Origin of the sequence: Nocardiopsis trehalosi NBRC 14201 (assembly GCF_001552555.1) — a bacterium.
Taxonomy (GTDB): Bacteria; Actinomycetota; Actinomycetes; order Streptosporangiales; family Streptosporangiaceae; genus Nocardiopsis_B; species Nocardiopsis_B trehalosi.
This window is the reverse complement of record NZ_BCRK01000056.1, coordinates 1-21,366: the sequence shown is the minus strand read 5'-3', so window position 1 is coordinate 21,366 and position 21,366 is coordinate 1. Positions and strand designations below refer to the sequence as shown.

Annotated in this window: 17 protein-coding genes; 10 read left to right on the top strand and 7 right to left on the bottom strand. The window is 77.0% G+C overall.

What is annotated here, in order from left to right:
- Positions 1–67: 67 nt before the first annotated feature.
- Together NT8_RS12540 and NT8_RS12535 are read right to left on the bottom strand one after the other, a co-directional pair.
- Positions 68–595 (bottom strand): hypothetical protein, encoded by a 528-nt coding sequence (locus NT8_RS12540; RefSeq protein WP_067968103.1) that lies wholly within the window; start codon positions 593–595, stop codon positions 68–70.
- Between the two features lie 245 nt (positions 596–840).
- A complete protein-coding gene (locus NT8_RS12535; protein ID WP_245646152.1) occupies positions 841–1,686 on the bottom strand; it encodes a helix-turn-helix domain-containing protein in 846 nt (281 codons plus the stop codon).
- A gap of 144 nt (positions 1,687–1,830) precedes the next feature.
- Between NT8_RS12535 and NT8_RS12530 the strand changes: the two genes are divergently transcribed.
- Together NT8_RS12530 and NT8_RS12525 are read left to right on the top strand one after the other, a co-directional pair.
- Positions 1,831–2,532 carry a TetR/AcrR family transcriptional regulator gene (locus NT8_RS12530; protein ID WP_084468876.1) on the top strand — a complete coding sequence of 234 codons (702 nt, stop codon included), beginning with the start codon at positions 1,831–1,833 and terminating at the stop codon, positions 2,530–2,532.
- 76 nt (positions 2,533–2,608) lie between these two features.
- Positions 2,609–3,481, top strand: a complete 873-nt coding sequence (locus tag NT8_RS12525) for an alpha/beta fold hydrolase (RefSeq protein ID WP_067968100.1) — start codon at positions 2,609–2,611, stop codon at positions 3,479–3,481.
- A 78-nt stretch (positions 3,482–3,559) separates the two neighbouring features.
- Here the strand turns inward: NT8_RS12525 and NT8_RS12520 are convergent, their stop codons facing one another.
- On the bottom strand, positions 3,560–3,994 hold the full coding sequence (locus tag NT8_RS12520) for a hypothetical protein (RefSeq protein ID WP_067968097.1): 435 nt from the start codon (positions 3,992–3,994) through the stop codon (positions 3,560–3,562).
- Between the two features lie 490 nt (positions 3,995–4,484).
- On the opposite strand from NT8_RS12520, the gene NT8_RS12515 reads away from it, so the two are divergent.
- From NT8_RS12515 to NT8_RS12505, 3 genes are all read left to right on the top strand, one after another.
- Complete coding sequence (locus NT8_RS12515) at positions 4,485–5,690, top strand: acyltransferase family protein (RefSeq protein ID WP_067968096.1); 1,206 nt, start codon at positions 4,485–4,487, stop codon at positions 5,688–5,690.
- 91 nt (positions 5,691–5,781) lie between these two features.
- The gene (locus NT8_RS12510) at positions 5,782–6,900 is read left to right on the top strand and encodes an NAD(P)/FAD-dependent oxidoreductase (protein WP_067968093.1); all 1,119 of its coding nucleotides are present in this window, start codon (positions 5,782–5,784) and stop codon (positions 6,898–6,900) included.
- Between the two features lie 186 nt (positions 6,901–7,086).
- Positions 7,087–8,025, top strand: coding sequence for a GntR family transcriptional regulator (locus NT8_RS12505; protein ID WP_245646151.1), 939 nt, complete (start codon positions 7,087–7,089; stop codon positions 8,023–8,025).
- Positions 8,026–8,053: 28 nt separating this feature from the next.
- Here NT8_RS12505 and acnA read toward each other — a convergent pair whose 3' ends face one another.
- On the bottom strand, positions 8,054–10,720 hold the full coding sequence (acnA, locus tag NT8_RS12500; RefSeq protein WP_067968087.1) for an aconitate hydratase AcnA: 2,667 nt from the start codon (positions 10,718–10,720) through the stop codon (positions 8,054–8,056).
- Positions 10,721–11,036: 316 nt separating this feature from the next.
- On the opposite strand from acnA, the gene NT8_RS12495 reads away from it, so the two are divergent.
- The 4 genes from NT8_RS12495 (at position 11,037) to NT8_RS12480 (ending at position 14,520) form a co-directional block, all read left to right on the top strand.
- Positions 11,037–12,032 carry a tripartite tricarboxylate transporter substrate binding protein gene (locus NT8_RS12495; RefSeq protein WP_067968085.1) on the top strand — a complete coding sequence of 332 codons (996 nt, stop codon included), beginning with the start codon at positions 11,037–11,039 and terminating at the stop codon, positions 12,030–12,032.
- Entirely contained in the window at positions 12,029–12,583 is a 555-nt protein-coding gene (locus tag NT8_RS12490) for a tripartite tricarboxylate transporter TctB family protein (RefSeq protein WP_067968082.1), read from the top strand. Before NT8_RS12495 ends, NT8_RS12490 begins: the two co-directional genes overlap by 4 nt.
- A gap of 2 nt (positions 12,584–12,585) precedes the next feature.
- Positions 12,586–14,121, top strand: a complete 1,536-nt coding sequence (locus tag NT8_RS12485) for a tripartite tricarboxylate transporter permease (protein ID WP_067968079.1) — start codon at positions 12,586–12,588, stop codon at positions 14,119–14,121.
- Positions 14,122–14,217: 96 nt separating this feature from the next.
- Positions 14,218–14,520 carry a YrhK family protein gene (locus NT8_RS12480; protein WP_067968076.1) on the top strand — a complete coding sequence of 101 codons (303 nt, stop codon included), beginning with the start codon at positions 14,218–14,220 and terminating at the stop codon, positions 14,518–14,520.
- Positions 14,521–14,620: 100 nt separating this feature from the next.
- Here NT8_RS12480 and NT8_RS12475 read toward each other — a convergent pair whose 3' ends face one another.
- On the bottom strand, positions 14,621–15,517 hold the full coding sequence (locus tag NT8_RS12475) for a Vgb family protein (protein WP_067968073.1): 897 nt from the start codon (positions 15,515–15,517) through the stop codon (positions 14,621–14,623).
- A gap of 927 nt (positions 15,518–16,444) precedes the next feature.
- Positions 16,445–18,541, bottom strand: coding sequence for a HEAT repeat domain-containing protein (locus NT8_RS12470; RefSeq protein ID WP_067968070.1), 2,097 nt, complete (start codon positions 18,539–18,541; stop codon positions 16,445–16,447).
- A 338-nt stretch (positions 18,542–18,879) separates the two neighbouring features.
- Between NT8_RS12470 and NT8_RS29325 the strand changes: the two genes are divergently transcribed.
- Positions 18,880–20,004 carry a WD40 repeat domain-containing protein gene (locus tag NT8_RS29325; RefSeq protein WP_067968067.1) on the top strand — a complete coding sequence of 375 codons (1,125 nt, stop codon included), beginning with the start codon at positions 18,880–18,882 and terminating at the stop codon, positions 20,002–20,004.
- 237 nt (positions 20,005–20,241) lie between these two features.
- Here the strand turns inward: NT8_RS29325 and NT8_RS12460 are convergent, their stop codons facing one another.
- Complete coding sequence (locus NT8_RS12460; RefSeq protein WP_067968064.1) at positions 20,242–20,994, bottom strand: class I SAM-dependent methyltransferase; 753 nt, start codon at positions 20,992–20,994, stop codon at positions 20,242–20,244.
- Between the last annotated feature and the right edge of the window lie 372 nt (positions 20,995–21,366).

The following is a 21,366-nucleotide window of genomic DNA, read 5'->3' as shown; positions in this document are numbered from 1 at the left end:
GTGGGCGGCTGGTCAGGTGGTTGGCTGTGGCCTGGGCCGGCCGGGTCGGCGTCCGCTGCCGGTCGGGTCAGCGGGTGGTGCGGACGTCGCGGATGTAGGCGCCGGCGGTGGGGAGGAACATGGCCACTACGGCGGTGAGGACCGCCGCGACGTGCACGCCGCGCACCACCAGGAACGCGATGGCGCTCGGACCGTCGGTCGGGAACACCTCGGCGAGGGGGACGCCCGCCGCCAGTTCGCCGACGGGTTCGTAGACCATCGACAGCAGGCCGACCACACCGAGCAGCACGGCCAGCGCGGCGCGCGCCCACCCGCGCCCCGCCAGCAGCGCGAACGCGAGGGCACCCATCGCGGCGGTGACGGCCAGCCGGGCGGCGACGACCAGCGCGACGGCGGTCCCGGGCATACCGCCGGGGGAGGCCAGCTCGCCCGCCGCGCCCAGCGCGGTCTCCGCGCAGCCCATGGCCAGGGCGGTCCACCACAGCAGGAACGCCGCCCGAACGGCGGTGGGCGCGCCGTGCGGTCGGGGGCGGCCGAAGACGGCGGGCCGCGTGCGGGGCGCCGTCGCGGCGGTGGTCGGGGTGGCGGCGGTCATGGGGTTCCTCCATCGGCGTCGGGGTGTGCGTCCGAGTCTTCTCCCCGAGTGCCGCCGAGGCACGGGTCCGCCGCCCCGTCGCCGTGGTGGTGGGCGCCCCACCCCGCTCCGCCCCCGGGGCACCCCACCCCGACGCGCCCTCGGGTGCCGCGCCGGTGGCATCCCGATGAGCCCCGTCGTCCTGGCCAGCCCGGCGATGGTGTCCGTGGGCTGTGGTCGGCGGCAGTCCCGGGCGGCGGGTCCGGTCAGTCGGCCGTCGGGGCGGCGCCGCGCGGGCCGAGGGCCGCGGCGGTGGCGGCGTCGGCCGGGAAGAACGACTCGATGACCAGCTCGGCCACGGTGATGTCGAGCGGGGTGCCGAACGTGGCGACCGTGCTGAGGAACGCGAGTTCGCCCTCGCCGTCGATCCGGCGCAGCCGCAGCGGCACCACGAGGTCGCCGGCGCCGGGCATCTCGACCACGGGTTCGGGCTGGTCGCACGGGTAGCCGCGCAGCTCGTCCAGCAGGTCGGTCAGGCCCGGGTCGGCGGTCTGGTCGACCTGGCGGCGCAGCCGGCCGAGCAGGTGCGCCCGCCATTCGCCGAGGTTGGCCACCCGCCGCGCCATCCCCTCGGGGTGCAGGCTCACCCGCAGCACGTTGACCGGGGGCTCCAGCAGGTGGTCGGCGACGCCCTCCAGCATGGCGGCGACGCTGGCGTTGGCCTCCAGCAGGTTCCAGCCCCGGTCGACCACCACGGCCGGGTAGGGCTCGTGCCCGGCGAGGATGCGCCGGACCGCGTCGCGCACCGGCGCCATCGCGGGCCCCTCCAGCGGGGCCTCGGTGTAGACGGGCGCGTACCCGGCGGCGAGGAGCAGGTGGTTGCGCTCCCGCAGCGGGACGTCCATCACCTCGCTGAGGCGCAGCACCATCTCGCGGCTCGGCGCCGAGCGGCCGGTCTCCACGAAGCTGAGGTGCCGGGTGGAGATGTCGGCCCGGATCGACAGCTCCAACTGGCTGACCCGCCGCCGCTCCCGCCACGAGCGCAGCAGTCCGCCCACCTGCCGCTCCGCCGGACGCTCCACCGGACGCTGCCGTTCCAGGGTCTCGGTCACGTTCTCCCCCTCGTCGTGGTCGGCCGCGCAGCGCGGCCGGAACAACGAGCAGCATGCCGTGTGCGGCGCCGACTGTCGATGACGTCCGGGGTCATGACCGCCGTTCCGGGGCGCGCGCCGCCGGGGGTTGGTAGGTTCTCGTCCATGCGGTCGGGAAACGGTCAGGGCGGTCAGAAGAAGCGGTCCTTCATCGAGCAGGCACGCCGGGCGCAGATCATCAACGCGGCGATCGAGACGATCGGGGAGGTCGGCTACGCCAACGCCTCCCTGGCCCGGATCGCCCGGCACGCCGGCATCAGCAAGGGCGTCATCTCCTACCACTTCGCGGGCAAGGACGAGCTGATGGAGCAGGTGGTGACGCACGTCTACACCGCCATCATCGAGCACGTCGTGCCGCGCATCGTCGTGTGGGACGGCGCCCGCGACCGGCTGCGCGTGCACATCCTCACGCTGGCGGAGTTCATGCGGGAGCAGCCCGTCCGGCTGAAGGCGCTGGGGGAGATCTTCGGCAACTTCCGCGACGCCGACGGCCAGTTGCGCTACGACATGGCCTCCTCCGTGGAACTGTTCGAGAGCCTGGAGCACACCTACCGCATCGGTCAGGAGAGCGGGGAGTTCCGCGACTTCGACACGCGGGTGATGGCCGTCAGCATGCAGACCTCGATCGACGCCATGTTCGGCTACTGGATGGCGTTCCCCGAGACCGACCTGATGGCCTACGCCGCCCAGCTCGCCGACCTCTTCGACCACGCCACCCGCGCCCTCCCCGAGGGCTCCCCGGCGGGCACCGGGGCCCGCGCCGATCCGCGGACCGCCCCCTCGGCCCCGGAGGACGGCCGCGCCTGACCCGGGGCGCCCGCGCCGCGTCCCGGCGGCGGAAAACCGGTTGGCGCGTGATCACCGCGCCCCTACGATCGTCGCCATGGACCTCGGCGCGACACCTCCCGACCACCTCGGCACCGTCCGCCTGGCCGACGGCCGTCGGCTGGGGTGGGCGCAGTGGGGGCCGCCCGACGGCCGCCCCGTCCTGTTCTTCTCCGGGGCGGGCATGGGCCGCTCGCTCGGTTTCGGCGGCCACGTGACGGCCGCGCTCGGGGTCCGGCTGATCGCCGTCGACCGTCCCGGCCTCGGCGCCTCCGATCCCGCGCCCGGCCGGACGCTGACCGACTGGGCCGCCGACGTCCGCGCCCTCGCCGCCGCCCTGGACCTCGGGCGGTTCCGCGTCGCCGCGTTCTCCCAGGGCGCACCGTTCGCCCTGGCGTGCGCCGCCGACGGCACCCCGGAGGCGGTCGCCGTCGTCTCCGGCCAGGACGACCTGCGCCACCCCGGCGTGGCCGGCCTCCTGCCGCCCGACGTCGCGCGCATGGTCGCCGCGGCGGGCGACGACCCCGCCGGGTTGGAGGCCTCGTTCGGCGCCATGACCGCCGACGCGCTGCACCGGCTCGTCCTCGACCTCAGCGCCGACGCCGACACCGCCGTCTACACCGCCGCCGACTTCGCCGGGGCCTACGCCCGCTGCCTGGCCGAGGGCTTCTCACAGGGCGCGGCCGGCTACGCCCGCGACGCCGTCCTGGCCATGGGGCCGTGGCCGTTCGCTCCCGAGCGCATCGGCGTCCCCGTCGCCCTCTGGTACGGCGGCCGCGACACCAGCCCGGTGCACTCCCCCGACCACGGCGCCACCCTGGCCGGCCGCATCCCCGGCGCCCGCCGGCACCTGCTGCCCGAGGCGGGCGGTGCCCTGCTGTGGACCCACGCCGAGGCGATCCTCGCCGCCCTCCTGGCCGAGGGCCGCTGACCCCCGGCGCGGTCGGGGCGGGCGGAACCCGCCGCTGACCCCGCGACGCCAGGGGCGCGTGCGGGGGCGGCGCCGGTGTCAGGCGAAGCCGGGGAGGACGAACCCGGGGAACGGGTCGGCCACCTCCACCAGGATCGGCAGCAGCAGCAGGGGCACGAGCATCTGCGCCACGATCACCCGGGTGCGCCGGCGCAGCCGCGGGTCGTCCCGGGGCATCTCCTCCAACCACGCCCGCGTGAGGAAGCGCCCGTGGCCGAGGAGGCCCACCGTCATGGTCAGCAGCAGGTAGCCGCCGAACAGCAGGGTGGAGGCCCGCCGCTCGGCGACGGGCAGGTCGGCGGGGAACACGAACCAGCTCAGCAGCATCAGCGCCGACAGCGCCAGCGCGAGCACCCCCGCCCGGGGGCGGAGGTCCTCGGGTACCAGGGTGACCGCGCGCACGGCCACGGCCGCCGACGCCAGCACGTAGCCCAGGGCGAAGTAGATCTGCGGAGTCTCGGCGAGGGGGAACACGGAAGGTCCTTTCCACCGGACCCGTCCGCCCGGACGCGCGTCCTGCTCGGCGGGTGTGACGGCGCGCCGCCGCCTCCGGTTCCGTGGTGCCCGTCACATCGGGCGGTGGCCCGGCCCGCTGCCCGGCGGGTGGGGCCGAGGCCGGTGCGGGCACCCTGCGCGCGGGCGGGTCCGGTCGGGACCCCGGCGCCGCGACCCCGGTGGCGGGCTCTCCGCGGGCGCGGCCCCTAAGGCGGGCGCCGGTCGCGGCGCGGGCGGTCGCGGCAGGTCGGCGCCGATGCGCCGAGCGGCGCGCCGGGGGTCGCGGCGCCGCGCGGCCGCGGTGCGGGCGGCGGCCCCCTAAGGGGCGGCTCCGTGAACGACCGGGGTTCGCCCCAGAGGGCCGACTCATCCGCGCGTGCTACTTTTTGTCCGTGCGGCCAGAAAATCGTCCGCACGACCATAAGGGCCGATCGGCGGCCCACCCCCTGCCACACGGAAGATGAGCGCGATGACCGACCAGACGCGGGCCCCCGCCCCCGCCACCCCCCGGGACGCGGCCCCCGCGGCACCCCCCGCCCGCCCCCGGCTGCACTACATCGACAACCTGCGGATCGCCCTGACCGCCCTCGTGGTCGTCCACCACATCGCCGGCACCTACGGCAACCTGCCCGTCTGGTACTTCGCCGACCTCGCCGAGGACCCCTCCGGCACCGCCCTGGACGCGCTGGTCATCCTCAACCAGGCGTTCTTCATGGGGTTCTTCTTCCTCATCTCCGGCTTCTTCGTGCCCGCCGCCTACGAGCGCAAGGGCGCCCGCGGGTTCCTCCGCGGCCGCCTGCTCCGGCTGGGCGTGCCCGTGCTGCTCTTCGTGTTCCTGCTGCGGCCCTTCGCCAACTTCCCCAGCCTGGCGTTCGCGCGGGAGATGGCGGCCGAGGCGGGCACGGAGATGCCGTACTGGCTCTACTACATCGTCAGCTTCGACCCCGGACCGATGTGGTTCGCCGAGACGCTCATCGTCTTCGGCCTCGGCTACATGCTGCTGCGCCGGGTGCGCGGCACCCGCGCCACCGCCCCGGGCACGCCCGCGCCCCCCGCTGTCCCGCAGCGCCCGGCCACGCCCCTCACCGCCACCCTCGCCCTGGTCGGGGGCGTCGCGGCCCTGGCGGTCGCCACCTACCTGTGGCGGCTGCTGGTGCCGTCTGGCTCCTACTGGCCGGTCGTCGGCCTGCCGACGCCCTACTTCCTGCCGCAGTACGTCGCCCTGTTCGCCCTCGGCGCCGTCGCCTACCGCCGCCGCTGGTTCGACCGCCTGCCCCGCGCCGCCGGCTGGGCCGGGCTCGCCGCCGCCGCCGTGACCGGGGCCGCCTACGCGGCCGCGGCCCTCCTGGTGAGCGGCGCGGACGTCCCCGCCTGGCAGATGCTGCTGCACGCCCTGCTGGAGAACGCGTTCGCGGCCGCCGTCATCGTCGCCCTCATCGTGCTGTTCCGCGAGGTCGCCAACCGGCGGGGCCGCGTCAGCGCGTTCCTCGCCGACCACGCCTTCGCCGTGTACTTCGTGCACCCGGTGGTGCTCGTCCTGCTCTCCTACGCCCTGCGCGGGTGGGAGGCCGTCGCGGTGGTCAAGTTCGGCGCCGTCACCCTCCTCGCCCTCCCGCTGTGCTGGGGCGCGGCCTACCTCATCCGCCGCGTCCCCGGTGCCCGGCGCGTCTTCTGACCGGGCGGGCGCCGACCGGCCCGGGGCGGCCGGCCGGCGGCGGGCGGCGCCGGTGGTGGCGGCGCCGCCCGCGCCGCGCCATGCTGGGGGCATGCGCGTGATCGTCGTCGGAGCCGGCATCGTCGGGGCCAGCGCGGCCTACCACCTGGCGAAGCGGGGGGTGCCCACCACCCTGGTCGACGCCCGCCTGCGCGGGGCGGCCACCCCGGCCGGGGCCGGCATCGTCTTCCCCTGGCCGTTCCCCGGCGACCCCGCCCCCGACTTCGCGCTCCAGGCGGCCGAGCACCTGCCCGCCCTGATGCGCGACCTCGCCGACGACGGCCTGCCCACCGGCTACGCCCGCACCGGCGGCATGTCCGTGGGCACCGACACCGACGCCCTCGACGCCGAGTACGGCATGCTCGCCGACCTCGCCCGCCGGCCCGGCTACACGGGCCTGGGCGAGGTCGCGCGACTGGAGCGGGGCGAGCCCGCCCGCCGGTTCCCCGTCCTGCCCGAGGACACCGCCGGGGTGTGGGTGCCGGGCATGGCCCGCCTCGACGGCGCCCGCACCGCCGCCGCCCTGGTCGACGCCGCCGAGCAGCGCGGGGCGCGCCGCGCGGCGGGCGACGCCGCGCTCATCGGCGGCGCCTCCGGTGTCACCGGGGTGCGCGTGGGCGGCACCGACCTGCCGGCCGACGCGGTGATCGTGGCGGCCGGCGCCTGGACGGCGCCGCTCCTCGCCCCACTCGGGGTGCGGGTGCCGGTGTACCCGATGCGCGGGCAGATCGTGCACGCCGCCCTGCCGGGGCGCGCCACCCGCGACTGGCCCGCTGTGCGCTTCGCCGGCGGCACCCACTACATGCTGGCGTTCCCGCCCGACCGGGTGGTGCTCAGCGGCACCCGCGAACCCGACGCCGGGTTCGACGCGCGGGCGACCGTCGGCGGGGTGGCGCGGGTGCTGGCCGACGCGGTCGGCCTCGCCCCCGGGCTGGAGGGGGCCACCGTCGCCGAGACCCGGGTCGGCCTGCGCCCGGCCGCCCGCGACGGCCGCCAGATCCTGGGCACCCCCGCCGGGCTGCCCGGGGTGGTCGTGGCCACCGGGCTGGGCGCCAACGGGCTCACCCTCGGCCCGTACCAGGGGGCGGTGGCGGCCCGGCTCGCCCTGGGCGAGGACCCCGGCTGCGACCTGGCCCCGTTCCACCCCGACCGGCCGGTCCCCGCGGAGTGAGGGCCCGCCCCGGGCGCGCGGCCGGGGCCGCCGCGACCCCGGAGCCCCGGCCCCGTACGCCGCCGGGCCCCGCCGCCCCCGCCGCCCCCTAATCTGGGAGCGGACCCGGCCGGGTCCCGGCGCGGCCCGGCCGCCGACGCCGTCGGCCGCTCTCGGGCGGCGCAGCAGCCGTGAGGAGTACAGGTGGTGGCAGAGGCGGTGGACCCGGCGCCGGGGCGCGGCAGGCCGCGCTCCCCGCTGCCGACGTCGCTGGCCATGCGGGTCGTCGACCTGGTGCGGCGGCACGGCCTTGCGGAGGGCGCCCACGTCACCGAGCAGTGGGTCGCCGACGAGCTGGGCGTGTCGCGCTCCCCGGTGCGCAAGGCCATGCTGTTCCTGGCCGATCTCGACATCGTGCGCCGCGTCCCCAACCGCGGGTTCTTCCTCACCCGGCCGGCCGCCGACCTGGGCGACATCGGTCTCGACGCCGACGCCGGCGCCGAGGAGGACGCCTACTTCCGCGTCGTGGACGACCACCTCGGCGGCCGGTTCGGCCCCGAGTTCACCGCCGCCGAGATCTCCCGCCGCTACGGGGTCACGGGCGGGCAGGCGCAGCGGCTGCTCGCCCGCATGGAGGGCGAGGACCTCATCGGCCGCCGTCCGGGGCGCGGGTGGCGGTTCCACCCCGTGCTGTCCAGCGCCGAGGGGCACGACCAGAGCTACCGGTTCCGGATGATCGTGGAGCCCGCCGCCGTGCTGGAGCCGGGGTTCGCCCCCGACCCGGCGGCCTTCGCCGAGCACCGCGCCCGCCAAGAGGCGCTGCTGCGCGGGCGCATCCTCACCGCGCCGCGCGCCGAGCTGTTCCAGACCGGGGCGGGCTTCCACGAGATGCTCGTCGGCTGCTCCGGCAACGCGTTCCTGGCGGACGCGGTGCGGCGGCAGAACCGGGTGCGCCGGCTGATCGAGTACCGCCACCAGTACGACCGCACCCGGCTGGTCCACCAGGCGCGCGAGCACCTGCGCCTGCTCGACCTGCTGGAGCGGGGCGAGCGGCGGGCGGCCGCCGAGCTGCTGCACGCCCACCTCGACCGCGTCCGCTGGATCAAGACGCGGGTCGGGGCGGAACCGCCGGTGCCGCCCGGCTGACCGCCCCGCCCCGGCCCGGCGCGCCCGTTCAGGCGCCGGTGGCGTCCCCGCCCGGCAGGAACCGGCGCACCACGTAGGGCAGGGTGCCGCCGTGCCGCAGGTAGGCGGCCTCCTGGCGGGAGTCGACGCGCAGCCGCAGCGGCTCCTCTGCGGTGCCGCCGCCGGCCCGCCGGATGCGCAGCACGACCGGGTGCTCGCCCGGGCGCGGGTCCGCCAGGCCGTCGATGCCCAGCTCGTCGCCGTCGCTCAGCCCCAGGTCGGCCGCCCGGCGGCCGGGCGGCAGCTCCAGCGGGAACACGCCCATGCCGATGAGGTTGCTGCGGTGGATGCGCTCGAAGCTCTCCGCGATCACCGCTCGCACGCCGAGCAGCGCCTGCGCCTTGGCCGCCCAGTCGCGGCTGGACCCGGTCCCGTAGTTGCGCCCGGCCACGATGACGAGGTCGGTGCCGGCGTCGCGGTAGGTCCGCGCGGCCTCGTAGACCGGCGCGACGCGGGTGCCGTCGGCGGTGCGGGCGCGCCCGCCGGTGCCCCGCTCCTCGGGGGGCAGCAGCAGGTTGGCCACCGCCGGGTTGGTGAACGCCCCGCGCAGCATGACCTCGTGGTTGCTGCGCCGGGTCGAGTACTGGTTGAGGTCGCGGGCCGGGGTGCCGGCGGCGCGCAGGTGGCGCCCCGCCGCGCTGTCGGGCGGGATGGCGCCCGCGGGGGAGATGTGGTCGGTGGTGACGTCGTCGCCCAGCAGCAGCAGCGCCCGGGCGCCGTCGAGCCCCGGCCGCGCGGCGGGGGCGGCGGTGACGCCGGTGAGGTAGGGCGGCCGGCGGATGTAGGTGGAGTCGGGGTCCCAGGCGTAGCGGACGCCGCCGCGGGCGCTCAGCCCCGCCCAGTGGGGGGTGCCCTCGCGGATGGCGGCGTTGTTGTCGCGGTACATGTCGGGGGTGAGGGCGGCGGCGACCCGTTCGGCGACCTCGGCGTCGTCGGGCCACAGGTCGCGCAGGTACACCGGTGCCCCCCGGGCGTCGCGGCCGAGCGGTTCGGCGGCGAGGTCGTGCAGGACCGAACCCGCCAGCGCGTAGGCCACCACCAGCGGGGGTGAGGCGAGGTAGGCCAGGGAGACCGACGGGCTGACGCGGCCGGGGAAGTTCCGGTTGCCGGACAGCACGGCGACCGCCTCGGCCCCGGCCGCGGCCGCCTCGGCCATGGGCGGCGCCAGCGGGCCCGAGTTGCCGATGCAGGTCATGCAGCCGAACCCGACGGTGTGGAACCCCAGCTCCTCCAGCGGGGCGGTCAGCCCGGCGGCGTCGAGGTAGCGCGCCACGACCCGGGAGCCGGGTGACAGCGACGCCTTGACCCACGGCCGGGCGCGCAGGCCCGCCGCGCGGGCCCGCTGCGCCAGCAGCCCGGCCTGGACCATCAGGGCCGGGTTGGCGGTGTTGGTGCAGCTGGTGATCGCGGCGATCGCGACGGCGCCGTCGGGAACCGGTTCGGCCCCGGCCGGCGGGCGCGCGGCGGTGGCGGCGGGGCGCGCCGCCTTCCGGTAGGAGTCGGGGACCGCCGACAGGGGCAGGCGCTGGTCGGGGCGGTGTGGTCCGGCCATGCTCGGCTCGACCGCGCCGAGGTCGAGCGGGACCGTCCGGTCGTAGCGGGGCAGGGGGTCGTCCGGGCCGCGCTTGAGGCCCTGGGCGCCGAGGTAGGCGTCGACCACGGCGCGGTGCTCCGCTGTGCGCCCGGTCAGCCGCAGGTAGGCGCCCACCTCGTCGTCGTAGGGGAAGAAGGCGCAGGTGGCGCCGTATTCCGGCGCCATGTTGGCGACCGCCGCGCGCTCGGCCAGCGCCAGGTGGGCCGCGCCGGGGCCGGTGAACTCCACGAAGGCGTCGACCACGCCGGTGGACCGCAGCAGCTCGGTGACGGTCAGCGCGAGGTCGGTCGCCGTCACCCCCGCCCGCAGCCGGCCCGTCAGGTGCACGCCGACGACCTCGGGGAAGCCGAACAGCAGGGGCTCGCCGAGCAGGGCGGCCTGGGCCTGGAGGCCGCCCACCCCCCAGCCCAGGACGCCGATGGCGTTGACCATGGGGGTGTGGCTGTCGGTGGCCACGAGGGCGTCGGGGTGCAGCATCGGGGGGTCGCCGGCGTCGTCGCGCCAGACGACGCGGGCCAGCGTCTCCATGTTGACCTGGTGGATGATGCCCTTGCCGGGCGGGACGACGCGGAAGCCGCGCAGGTGGCGCTCGGCCCACTTGATGAAGGCGTAGCGCTCCCCGTTGCGCTGGAAGTCGATGTCGAGGTTGCGCTCCAGGGCGGCGGCCGAGCCGTGGTGCTCGGCGATCGTGGAGTGGTCCACGGTCAGGTCCGCGTCGATCACCGGGTTGACGGCGGCGGGGTCGCCGCCCAGTTCGGCGACCGCGTCGCGCAGCGCCGCGAAGTCGGCCAGCGTGGGCAGGCACGTGGTGTCGTGCAGCATGATCCGGTTGGGGTGGAAGGGGACCTCGCAGGTCCCGACGCCGGTGCGGGCCCGGTCCAGGACCGCCGGCAGCGCCTCGGGCGCCCGGCGGGCGACGTTCTCCAGCAGTACGCGGACCACGTAGGGCATCTCGGCCAGCTCGCGCGGCGCCGCCAACCGGTCGAGCGGGACGTAGCGGTAGGCGCGTCCGCCGACGTCCAGGACCGCCGTGGCCGCCGGGGGTGCTTCGGGTCCGCTCATTCACGCCTCGCTGTTCTCGACGGTGGTGCCGCGATTGTACTAACGATGTTTTTTATACAAGATGCCGGAGGGGGAGGGCGGTGCGGGGTCGGTGGCGGCGGTGCGCGCACAGGCCTCCAGCGAATGGGGTGGTGGCGCGACGATGGGCCGAGCGCGGAACGCGGCACCGAACAGGTATTGCACCTAAATGATTTTTCATCCAATATGGCCCGAGTCACACGGCTCCGCGCCGCCATCGGCGCCGCGCGGCGCCCGCCCCCGCACCGGGGGCCGTCCCCTCCGTCAGCGACTCGCTCGCCCGATATCCAGGAGAACGATGAACAGGTTCGCCCTGAGCCGCCGCGAGGCGCTCGCCGGGGTGATCGCCGCGGCCGCCCTCGGCGGCGGCGCGTGGGAGGCCGCCGGATCGGCGGCGCGCGGCGGCGTCGGCTCGCGCGTCGAGGTGGTCGTCCCCGCGGCCGCCGGGGGCGGGTTCGACACCGTCGCCCGCCAGGCCCAGCACGCCCTCCAGACCAACGGGCTGACCCGCACCGTCGAGGTGGTCAACATGCCCGGCGGCGGCGGGACCGTCGGCCTGTCCCACGTGGCCGGGCAGACCGGGCGGGCCGACCTGCTGATGGTCATGGGCACCTCGATCCTCGGCGGCGTCCGCATCACGGGCTCCGCCGTGACCCTGGACGACATCACCCCGCTCGCCCGGCTCGCCGAGGACTACGTCGTCGTGGCCGTCCGCGCCGACTCCCCGCTCACGTCCTTCGCCGACCTCGCCGAGCGGTGGGCCGCCGACCCGCGCGCGGTCGCCGTCGCCGGGGGCGCCGTCGGCACCGCCGACCACCTGCTGGCCGCCCTCGCGCTGCGGGGCGTCGGGGCCGACCCCGCCGACCTCACCTACATCGTCTACTCCGGCGACGGGGAGGTCCTGACGTCGCTGCTGTCGCACACCGCCGACGTCGCGGTGTCCAGCTACAACGGGTTCGCCGCGCAGATCGACGCGGGCGAGGTGCGCGCCCTGGCCGTCTCCGCGGCCCGGCCGCTGCCCGGCGTCGACATCCCCACCCTGCGCGAAGCGGGGCTCGACCTGGACCTGGCCAACTGGCGCGGCCTCGCCGCCGCGCCCGGCCTCGACGCCGGGCAGCGGGACCGGCTGGCGGGCCTGGCCCAGGACCTGGTGGCGACCGAGGAGTGGCGGGAGAGCGTGCGGCGGTTCGGCTGGGAGGACGCCTTCCTGGCCGGGGCGGACTTCGCCGACTTCCTCGCCGAGGAGGACGACCGGCTCACCGGGATCATCGACGGATTGGGGCTGCTGGCATGACCACCACCGGACCGGACGCGCCGGCCTCCGCGCCGACCGCGCCCCCGACCGCCCCCGACGCGCCCCCGGCCCCCCGCACCCGCGCCACCCTGGGCGTCGCCGCGCTCACCGGTGCGACCGGGGTGCTGCTCCTCCTCGGCGGCGCGCTGATACGCGAACCCGCCGCCTCCGGCTACCTCGGCCCCCGCTTCTTCCCCCTGGCCGTCGGCGCGCTGCTGGTCGCCACGGCCCTCGCGTCCGCGGCGTGGGCGCTGCGCCCCGCCGCCCGGCGCGCCGCGGCCGCCGCGCCCGCCCCCGCCCCCGAACGCGGCGACCGGCGCACCCTCGTGGTCATGGCCGCCACCCTCGCCGGGCACCTGCTCCTGCTGCAGCCCTTGGGCTGGCTGATCGCCGGGACCCTGCTGTTCTGGGGCATCAGCACGGCCCTTGGGCCGCGCCGGCCGCTGCTCGACCTGTTCGTCGCCGCCGCCCTGGCGGGGGTGGTGCAGATGGTCTTCTCCGGACTGCTCGACGTGCCGCTGCCCGCGGGCCCGCTCGGAGGGATCGGCTGACCATGGACGCACTCTCCCTTCTCGCGGGGGGCTTCGCCGACGCCCTCACACCCGCCAACCTGCTGTGGTGCCTGGTCGGGGTCGTGCTCGGCACGGCGGTCGGGGTGCTCCCCGGCCTCGGGTCCTCGATGGCGGTCGCCCTGCTGCTGCCGCTCACGTTCCTGCTGGAGCCGACCGCCGCCTTCATCATGTTCGCCGGGATCTACTACGGCGGGCAGTTCGGCGGCGCCACCACCTCCATCCTGCTCAACACCCCCGGGCAGAGCTCCTCGATCGTCACCGCCTTCGAGGGCTACGCCATGGCCCGCAGCGGGCGGGCGTCCCAGGCGCTGGCCGCCGCCGTCCTCGGCTCATTCGTCGGCGGAATCGTCGCCACCACCGTCGTCGCCTTCTTCGCGCAGCGCATGGTGGCGTTCGCCCTCGGGTTCGGGCCCGCCGAGTACTTCGCGCTCGCGGTGCTCGCGTTCGTGTCCACCGTCGCCGTGATCACCTCCGCCCCGGCGCGGGGGGTGGCGGCGCTGGGCGTCGGCCTCGCCCTCAGCGTCGTCGGCATCGACGACCAGACCGGGGCGGTGCGGATGACCCTGGGCGTCCCCCAGGTCCTCGACGGCATCGACATCGTCGTCGTCACGGTCGGCCTGCTGGCCGTGGGGGAGGTGCTCCACTGCGGGTTCCGCCCCGACGGCGCCCCCGCGGACCGGGTCATCGCCAGCGGCGCCCCCTGGCTCAGCCGCGCCGACCTGCGCCGCTCCTGGCTGCCGTGGCTGCGCGGCACGGCCGTGGGCCTGCCGTTCGGCGTCGTCCCCGCCGGCGGCGCCGAGATCCCCACCTTCCTGTCCTACGGGATGGAGAAGGCCCTGGCCCGGCGGCGCGGGAACAGCGAGTTCGGCCGGGGCGCGATCGAGGGCGTCGCCGGGCCCGAGGCGGCCAACAACGCGACCACGGCCACCGCGATGATCCCGCTCCTGGGCCTGGGGCTGCCCACCTCGGCGACCGCCGCCGTCATGCTCGCGGCCTTCCAGCAGTACGGCATGCAGCCCGGCCCGCTGCTGTTCGAGGGCGACGCCGACCTGGTGTGGGCGCTGCTCGCCAGCATGTTCGTCGGCACCGTGCTGCTGCTCGTCATCAACCTGCCCTTCGCACCGCTGTGGGCGCGGCTGCTGCGCCTGCCGCGCCGCCACCTCTACGCGGGCCTGGTCGTCTTCGCCACCGTCGGCGTCTACGCGGCCAAGGGGTCGGTGTTCGAGGTCGGCCTGCTCTACGCCGTGGGCGCGGTGGGGCTGCTGATGCGCTGCCACGGTATCCCCGTCGCCCCGGTCCTGATCGGGGTGATCCTCGGGCCGCTGGCCGAAGGCGAGCTGCGCCGCGCGATGGCCGCCGGGCAGGGGGACCCGGCGGTCCTGCTGGACAGCGGGATCGCGCTCGGGCTGTACGCCCTGATGCTCGCCGGGGTGGCGATCGCCGTCGCCGCGGCCCTGCGCGCCCGCCGCCGCACCCCCGCCCCGGACGCCGAGAACCCGCCGGTCGCGGCCCCCTGACAACGGCCCCGCTCGCGCCCCTTCCCCGGGGGCGGGAGCGGGGCCGCGTCGGCGCGGCGTCCGGGTCCGGCGCGCGGGGCGGGTGACACTGGTGGCATGGACCGTGCCCGCGGTGAGGAGCCGCTCGTCGTCCGTGTCGGCTCCGACGAGCTGGTGCTGCGGCGCCGCTACGAGGTGGCGAGCATCGCCAACGACATCCTCGTCGCGGCCTGGTTCATCGGGGGCAGCATCCTGTTCTTCTTCCCCGCCACGACCACCGCCGGCACCTGGATGTTCCTCGCTGGCAGCGTCGAACTCCTCATCCGGCCGGTGATCCGCCTGGCGCGCCACGTCCACCTGCGGCGGCTGGGCCCGGCGGCGCCGGGGACGGCGCCGCCGGAGTCCGCGAACGACTTCTGACCCGGGGGGTCCGCCCGCCGTCCCCGCACCGGTGCGGCAGGGCGGCGTCGAGCCGTGACGGCCGACGGCGCGCGCGGCCGCACCGCGTCAGGGGGCGGGGTCAGGGGGTCAGCACGGCGGCGTGCCCGTTCTCCAGGGCCGCCCACACGCGGCCCCGCGCGTCGACGGCGATCCCGTGCGGCTCCGCCGCCGCCGAGGGCAGCGGGACCTCGGTGATGTCGCCGTCCGGGGTCACGCGGCCGATCCGCCCGGCACCCCACTCGGTGAACCAGCACGCCCCCTCGCCGTCGGCGGCGATGGCGTGCGGCCGGCAGGCGGGGTCGGGCAGCGCGAACTCGGTGACCTCGCCGTCGAGGGCGACCCGGCCGACGCGGCCCGCGCCGATCTCGACGAACCAGATGGCGTCCGGCGCGGCGCAGATGCCGACGGGCGCGCCGCCCGACGTCGGCAGCGGGTACAGCGACGTGTCGCCGCCGGTGGTGATGCGCCCGATGGCGTCGGCCTGGTTCAGCGTGAACCACAGGGCGCCGTCGGGGCCGGCGGTGATCAGCGAGGGCATCCCCCCGGCCACCGGCGGCGCGAACGTGGTGACCTCGCCGTCGGTGGTGACGCGCCCGATCCGGTCGGTGCCCATGAACGTGCACCACAGGGCGCCGTCGGCGCCCGCCGCGATGCCGTAGGGGGCCGATCCCTCCGGCATCGGGACGGTGCGCACGGTGCCGTCGAGCCCGACCCGGGCGAGGGCGTCGGCGCCGTTGAGGGTCACCCACAGGTGGCCGTCGGGGCCGGCGGTGATGACGCAGGGCCGGGCGCCGTCGGGTGCGCCGAGCGGGAACTCCGCGACGGTGCCGTCGGGGTCGACGCGGGCCAGCCGCCCGGCGTGCACGAGCGTGAGCCACACGGCCCCGTCGGGCCCCGCGGCCACACCGTAGGGACCGCCGCCCGGCGGCCCGACGGGGATCTCGCGGACGGCGGAGGGGGACAGGGGAGCGGGCATCGGTATCCTCACTAAAGCGATCAATGTAGCGTTAACAGCATGCCTGGTCGCCCGCCCCTCGGCAACCGCTTTTCCGCGCGGTCCCATCGGCGGCACCGCCGCGCCGCCGCACCGGGGTCGGGAGCGGCCCCCGAGACGGACAGGGCGGACACGCGTGCCGGACCTCCGGCGGCCGGACGCGGACGCGGGCCCGGCGCCGGGGAGCGGGCGGGGCCGGCCTGCACGCGCGGACGCGGGTCGCGGCGCCCGTGGGCCGTGCTCGTGCACGGGATGACGGCCGACTCCGGTCCGGGTCGGCACACCGGCCCGACACCCGCCGGACGCGGGCACCGGGTCATCGCCCCCGACCCGCCCGTCCCCCCCCACGGTCGCAGCGGGTACGCCGGCGCGCGGACATGGCGGCGCGCCGCTCGCCGTGGGCCCGGGATGCCCCGGCCCGGAGGCCGGAGTCGCGGCCCGGGCGGGCCGGTGCCGGTCGCAGCGGCCGCCCGGATGACGCCCGCCAGGGCCGTGCACGGGGACCCGCCGTGGGGGTGATTCCCGGCGCGGCGACGGCGGCCCCTTTGGCCGGTTCCGCCGAACGGTCGAGCAGTCGGCGGCCCCCCCGGTCACACAGGCGGCACGGCACGAGCCCGCGGCGCTCGCACCGCGCGGGGCCCGGCCACCACCGGGGCAGTGCGGGAGTCGCGGAGCCCGGGACGTTCCGCCCGCCGTCCGCCCCCGGTGCGGCAGGGCGGCGCCGAGCCGCGATGGTCGGCGGGGCGCGGCCGCGCGGCGGTGGCTGTGGGACGTGCATGGTCGCCGGGGCGGGCCACTATGCCCACGCCGACGCCCCTGGCGCGTTGCGAGCGTGTCTCGACGGCGGGAGGTGATCGGCCGATCCACGGACACCCACGCCGCCACCACCCGCCACGCGGGCGGGGGCGGTCAGCCGGTGAGGGTGCCGGTGGGGGCGTCGGTGGCCCAGGTGATGCGGACCGGCGGGGCGGTCGCGGCGAACGGGTGGACGCGCACCGTCAGCAGGTGCGGGCCCGCGTGCTCGACGCGCACGTCACCCTCCGGGAACGCGGCCCGCAGCGCCGCCTCGACGGCCCGCGACCACGGTGGGGCCGGCGGGGGAGAGCCGCCGCCGGAGATTCGCGCCCCCGTTGCGGCACCCCCGGCCGCCCCGGGCGCGGGCGCCGGGAGAGCCCCACCAGCCCCCGCGCCGTCGACCGCCGCCACGGCCGACGGCCCGCTGTCGGATGCGGCGTCGGGAACGCGATCCCCGGTGTGCGGTAGGCGAGGCGGGGTGGCGGACGGCGGTGCGGCGGGTTCCGCGCTTCCGGGGGACTCTCCCGGGTTGGCGCTGGTGCGCCGGCCCATGGAAGCGGGTTCCGTGCTCGCCTCGGATGCAGCTGGGGACGGAGCGGCCGCCGGAGGTGCCGCGTGCACGCCCACGCCCCGCGCCCCCTGTTCGAGGCCAAGCTCGGGTGCGGCCCCGAGCGCGGCGGGGTGGGCGGGCGGCCGTGGGGCGGCGGGTTCCGCGCCGCCGGGGGGCCCTCCCGGGCCGGCGTCCGGGGGTGGTGCAGCGGGGGCCCCGGCGGCAGTGTCGGCCGGGGCCGGAACGGGCGGACGCCCCGGGGGTGTGCCGCCTGTGGGCGCGGCCTCGTCGACCGCCTCGGGCGCCCCCGCTGTGGCGATGACCGCGGTGACACGGGGGGCCAGGGGGGCGGGGGTCTCGACGCGCACGCGCGTTCGCGGTCGGTCCGGGGCGTCGGCGGGGGACGCCGCCTCGACCCGGCGCCACTCGCGCAGCCCCGCGTAGGCGGCCAGCGACCAGCGGTCCGGTTCCGGCGTCCGGCCGGCGCCGCCGCTCCGGGGCGGCGCGGCGGGGGACAGGCCGTAAGCGCGCAGGGCGTCGGAGAAGTGGCCCAGGTCGGTCCACGCCGACCGGGCCAGCGCGGCGGCCGCCACCGCCCGCCGCTGCGGCCCGGACAACTCAGCGGGGGGCGGCGGGGCGCCCACCGGGCCGCGCGGGAACGCGGCGGCCAGCAGCGCGCCGACCCGGTGCCGCGCCTCCTCGTGTCCGGCCCGCAGCAGCCCCCGGCACAGCGCCTCGACGGTGGCGGCGTCGTGCGCCGCCCCGGTCTCCAGCAGTGCGGCCCCGGCCGCCGCCGCGACGTCGTTGGACACGAACGGGGGCGCGGTGCCGCCGGTGCCCCGGTCGACCGCGGCCCACGCGCGCAGCTCCGCCACGACGCCGTCCGGCGCGGCCCGCCCCAGCAGCCGGGCCAGCGCCACGGCGGCGGCCCAGCGCGGCAGCGGGTCGGGGTCGCCCGCCAGGCGGGAGACGAGGTCGACGTCGCCGGGCTCGTGGCGGCCGCCCGCCGCCATGGCCAGGGCCAGCGCCAGGCAGGCCCGGACCCGCGGCGACCCCTCCTCGGCCAGCCGGGAGCGGAGCGCGGGCAGGACCGCGTCGGCGCGGGCGGGGAACCACGCGCACAGGTAGGCGGTGTACTCGCGCACCTCGTCGTCCGGGTCGGCCAGCAGCGGGAGCAGGCGCGGCAGCTCCGCCCCGACCGCCGCGTGCGAGGGCAGTGCCCACATGTCGCGGATGTCGATGCCGTCGGCGGCCCCGTCGAAGTCGTCGCCGGTGGCGGGACCGGCGCCCTCGGGCCCGGTGGGGTCCGGCGGCGCGGCGGCGGGCAGGCCGCCCGGGACCAGGCCCTCGTCCCAGCCGACGGCGATCACGGTCAGCAGCCGCACCAGCGGAGCCCGCAGGTCGGGCAGGACCGCGCCGCCGCGCAGCGCCGCCACCAGGAACGGGACGGTCTCGGCGCTGCGCGCGCTGCGGATGTAGCGGAAGGTGTAGCGGGTGTACTCCAGGTGGGCGGTGGCGTCCTCGATCTCGTCGAAGGCGTCCCACGCGGCGGTCTCGTCGGAACCGCACAGGTCGGTCAGCTCGGCGAGCAGCACCGGGGCGCCGCGGGACGCGAGGAGCCCGTCCCAGTCGCGGAAATCGGCGGTGGCGCTGGTCGGCATGGTGGTCCCTCTCCGCGTTCGGCGAGTACCGGGAGGGTACCTTCCCGCACCCCGGCGCTGCCATGCCCGCGCACCCGCGCCGACGGGCGCGACCACGGCCGCGACGACACGGCCGGAACCGGCCGTCCGGACCCGTGGGGCCTGTGGGGTCGGCGCACGGCGCGTACCCCGTCGATGCGCCCGGACTCCATGCCGGTTTCGGGTATCGCTCCCAAACCCAGGCGTAGCACGGCAATCTCGGTTATCTTGCTCGTGGGTTCGCCACTCTCTCCATCGCCCCGGGGGCGAGGGCCGAGCGCGTACGCGGTATGCGCTCCGGAGCGTGGAGGAGAACGTCGATGCGCAAGGTCCTGATCGGTGCGGGGGCGGTCGTGGTGGCGGGGGTGGCGGCGGTCGCCGTCGCGCTGGCCGTACCGTCCGGGGACGGGCCCGCCCCGTCCGAGGGCGCGACGGAGTCCCCGGCCGCGGCGGGCGTCTACGCCTACATGCGGGTCGAGTTCGGCGAGAGTTGGATGAGCACGCAGGGCGAGATGGTCGTCATGGACGGCACCGAGCGGATCGGCGGCACGCCGTTCGGCCTCGTCGGCACCCGCCCGGTGTTCACCACCGACGGCCGGTACGTGTTCACCGTGATCCTCGGCGACGAACTCGGCGTGGTCTCCACCGAGAACGGCGAGGCCGCGTCCGTGTCGTGCGAGGGCTGCGGCGACCGCCAACTGGAATGCCAGTGCCAGACGGTCGTGCCCGTCGGCGGCAGCCGGGTCGCCTGGCTGGACGGCGACGACCACGTGGTGGTCATCGACCTCGCCGACGCCTCACCCGAACCGCAGCGGACGGACGTGGCACTGCCCACCGAGGACGGCTTCCTGGACGAACGCGTCCGGCCCCACCTGATCGCCGGCACCGACGGCGCCGCGCTCGCCGCCTACCCCCACGGCTCCCTGCCCGGCGACGACGTGCTGCCCGCGTACCTGGTACCGCTCGACGGCGAACCCCGCCGGCTCGACCCGGACCGGCCGGACTCCATCGAGGAGGCCGCCTTCAGCCCCGACGGCACCCGAGTGCTGCTGACGGGCGACCAGGAGTACGCCTGCGCGACGGTGACCGTCGTCGACGTCGCCTCGGGCGAAGGCGAGACCGCCCCGGTGCACGCCGAACCGGGTGAGGAGTGCGAGACCCACGACGTGTACATCGACGCCCTGTGGTGGGACCCGGACGGCACCGCGAACGTCTACTTCCAGGTCGACGAGCAGGACGCCGAGAACAACGCGGAGGAGGGCCAGCGCCGGCTCGACGGGGAGCGCTGGGTCGAGACCGGCACCGACCCGCTCACCGAGCAGCGGAGCCTGACCACCGGCGTGACGGTGGCCCTGCGGGATTGGACGCTGTCCCTCGACGCCGACGGCGAGCGCACCGAGATCGCCACCGATGTCCGCTACGTGACCGCGGCCCCGGCCACCTGACGGAACGCGGAGCGTTCAGGGGGTCTGCGCGCCACGGCCATGCCACGGCCGTGGCCACGGCTCGACCGGTGCGGTCGGGGCTGCGCGGGTGCGGCCGGGTGGTGTCGCTGTCGACGGCGCCTGGTGGGTGGGGGTGGGTTCGCCCTGGGAGCGCGCCCGGCGGGTCGGGGCTTCGACCCGACTGGGCGCGGTGCGGCTCGGGGCAGGGCCCCTGAACCGCCGGGCCGCGTGCCCGGATCAGGGGCGGACGGCCGTGATCCGCAGGCGGCGGTAGTCGGCCCACCAGGAGCCGTCGCGGTGCAGCTCCGGGCGCAGGCGCACGGCCAGGTCCGCCAGGAACGTATCGGGGTCGGTGACGCCGGTGAGCAGGTGGCCGCCGAACATGCGCACCCACGCGGCCAGGCCGTCGTCACCCGTCAGGCGGGTCGGCCGGTCGAAGAGGCGGGCGGACGTCACCTCCAGGCCGGCCCGCTCCAGCACGGCCGCGTAGTCGGCGATGCCGGGGAAGTACCACGGGTCCGGGGCGTCGGGCAGGCCCAGGGCGGCGCGCAGCCCGCGCGCGCCCCGGTCGATGACGGCGACGTTGCCGCGCCCGCCGAGTTCGGCGACCAGCCGCCCGCCGGGGCGCAGCGCCCCGGCCAGGGTCGCCGCCGCCGCGTCGGCATCGGGGATCCAGTGCAGCACGGCGTTGCTCAGCACCGCGTCGAACCCGGTGCCGACCGACCCCGGGTCGCGCAGGTCGCCCACCCGCAGGTCCAGGTGGGGGAACCGGGCGCGGCCGCGCGCGACCATCTCGGCGCTGGCGTCGACGCCGACCACCTCGGCCCCGGCCTCGGCGAGCGCGGCGGTCAGGTCGCCGGTGCCGCACCCGGCGTCGAGCACCCGCTCACCGGGCGCGGCCGCGAGCAGGTCGAGCAGCCCGCCGCCCAGCGAGGCGACGAAGTCGTGGCGGCTGTCGTAGAGGTCGGCGTCCCAGCGCTGCACGGTCATGGGCCGACCCTACCGCGGCGTCTCAATATGAGAAACCATCATCTCTAATAATGAGACGGGGTCTGTTGTCCGCCCACGGCACCCCGGCGGGTCTCCGAGGGGCCATCCGTCAGGCGGGTTGCCTACCCCGCCCGTTCGCCGTGGTGCGCAACAGCGGCGGCGAGAGCGGCCGGGAGCGGCCCAGCCGTCAGCGCGGCGTAGGACCGGAGTCGGCCCGCGTCGCTACGGCTTCCCCGGCATCCGCCGCATCGTGGCCACCGACCGGTGCGCCTCCATCAGCTTCCACCGGTTCACCGAGCGTCGCCGGAGTACGGCCTCGTCTCCCGCCTTCTCCTCTTCTTGGAAGGGGAGAAGGCGGGAGACGAGGCGGGG

What these genes read in the sequence shown, in the direction of transcription:
- NT8_RS12540 (WP_067968103.1), bottom strand. Translation starts at nt 595, where the DNA reads ATGACCGCCGCCACCCCGACCACCGCCGCGACGGCGCCCCGCACGCGG.
- NT8_RS12530 (WP_084468876.1), top strand. Translation starts at nt 1,831, where the DNA reads ATGCGGTCGGGAAACGGTCAGGGCGGTCAGAAGAAGCGGTCCTTCATC.
- NT8_RS12525 (WP_067968100.1), top strand. Translation starts at nt 2,609, where the DNA reads ATGGACCTCGGCGCGACACCTCCCGACCACCTCGGCACCGTCCGCCTG.
- NT8_RS12515 (WP_067968096.1), top strand. Translation starts at nt 4,485, where the DNA reads ATGACCGACCAGACGCGGGCCCCCGCCCCCGCCACCCCCCGGGACGCG.
- NT8_RS12510 (WP_067968093.1), top strand. Translation starts at nt 5,782, where the DNA reads ATGCGCGTGATCGTCGTCGGAGCCGGCATCGTCGGGGCCAGCGCGGCC.
- acnA (WP_067968087.1), bottom strand. Translation starts at nt 10,720, where the DNA reads ATGAGCGGACCCGAAGCACCCCCGGCGGCCACGGCGGTCCTGGACGTC.
- NT8_RS12495 (WP_067968085.1), top strand. Translation starts at nt 11,037, where the DNA reads ATGAACAGGTTCGCCCTGAGCCGCCGCGAGGCGCTCGCCGGGGTGATC.
- NT8_RS12490 (WP_067968082.1), top strand. Translation starts at nt 12,029, where the DNA reads ATGACCACCACCGGACCGGACGCGCCGGCCTCCGCGCCGACCGCGCCC.
- NT8_RS12485 (WP_067968079.1), top strand. Translation starts at nt 12,586, where the DNA reads ATGGACGCACTCTCCCTTCTCGCGGGGGGCTTCGCCGACGCCCTCACA.
- NT8_RS12480 (WP_067968076.1), top strand. Translation starts at nt 14,218, where the DNA reads ATGGACCGTGCCCGCGGTGAGGAGCCGCTCGTCGTCCGTGTCGGCTCC.
- NT8_RS12475 (WP_067968073.1), bottom strand. Translation starts at nt 15,517, where the DNA reads ATGCCCGCTCCCCTGTCCCCCTCCGCCGTCCGCGAGATCCCCGTCGGG.
- NT8_RS12470 (WP_067968070.1), bottom strand. Translation starts at nt 18,541, where the DNA reads ATGCCGACCAGCGCCACCGCCGATTTCCGCGACTGGGACGGGCTCCTC.
- NT8_RS29325 (WP_067968067.1), top strand. Translation starts at nt 18,880, where the DNA reads ATGCGCAAGGTCCTGATCGGTGCGGGGGCGGTCGTGGTGGCGGGGGTG.
- NT8_RS12460 (WP_067968064.1), bottom strand. Translation starts at nt 20,994, where the DNA reads ATGACCGTGCAGCGCTGGGACGCCGACCTCTACGACAGCCGCCACGAC.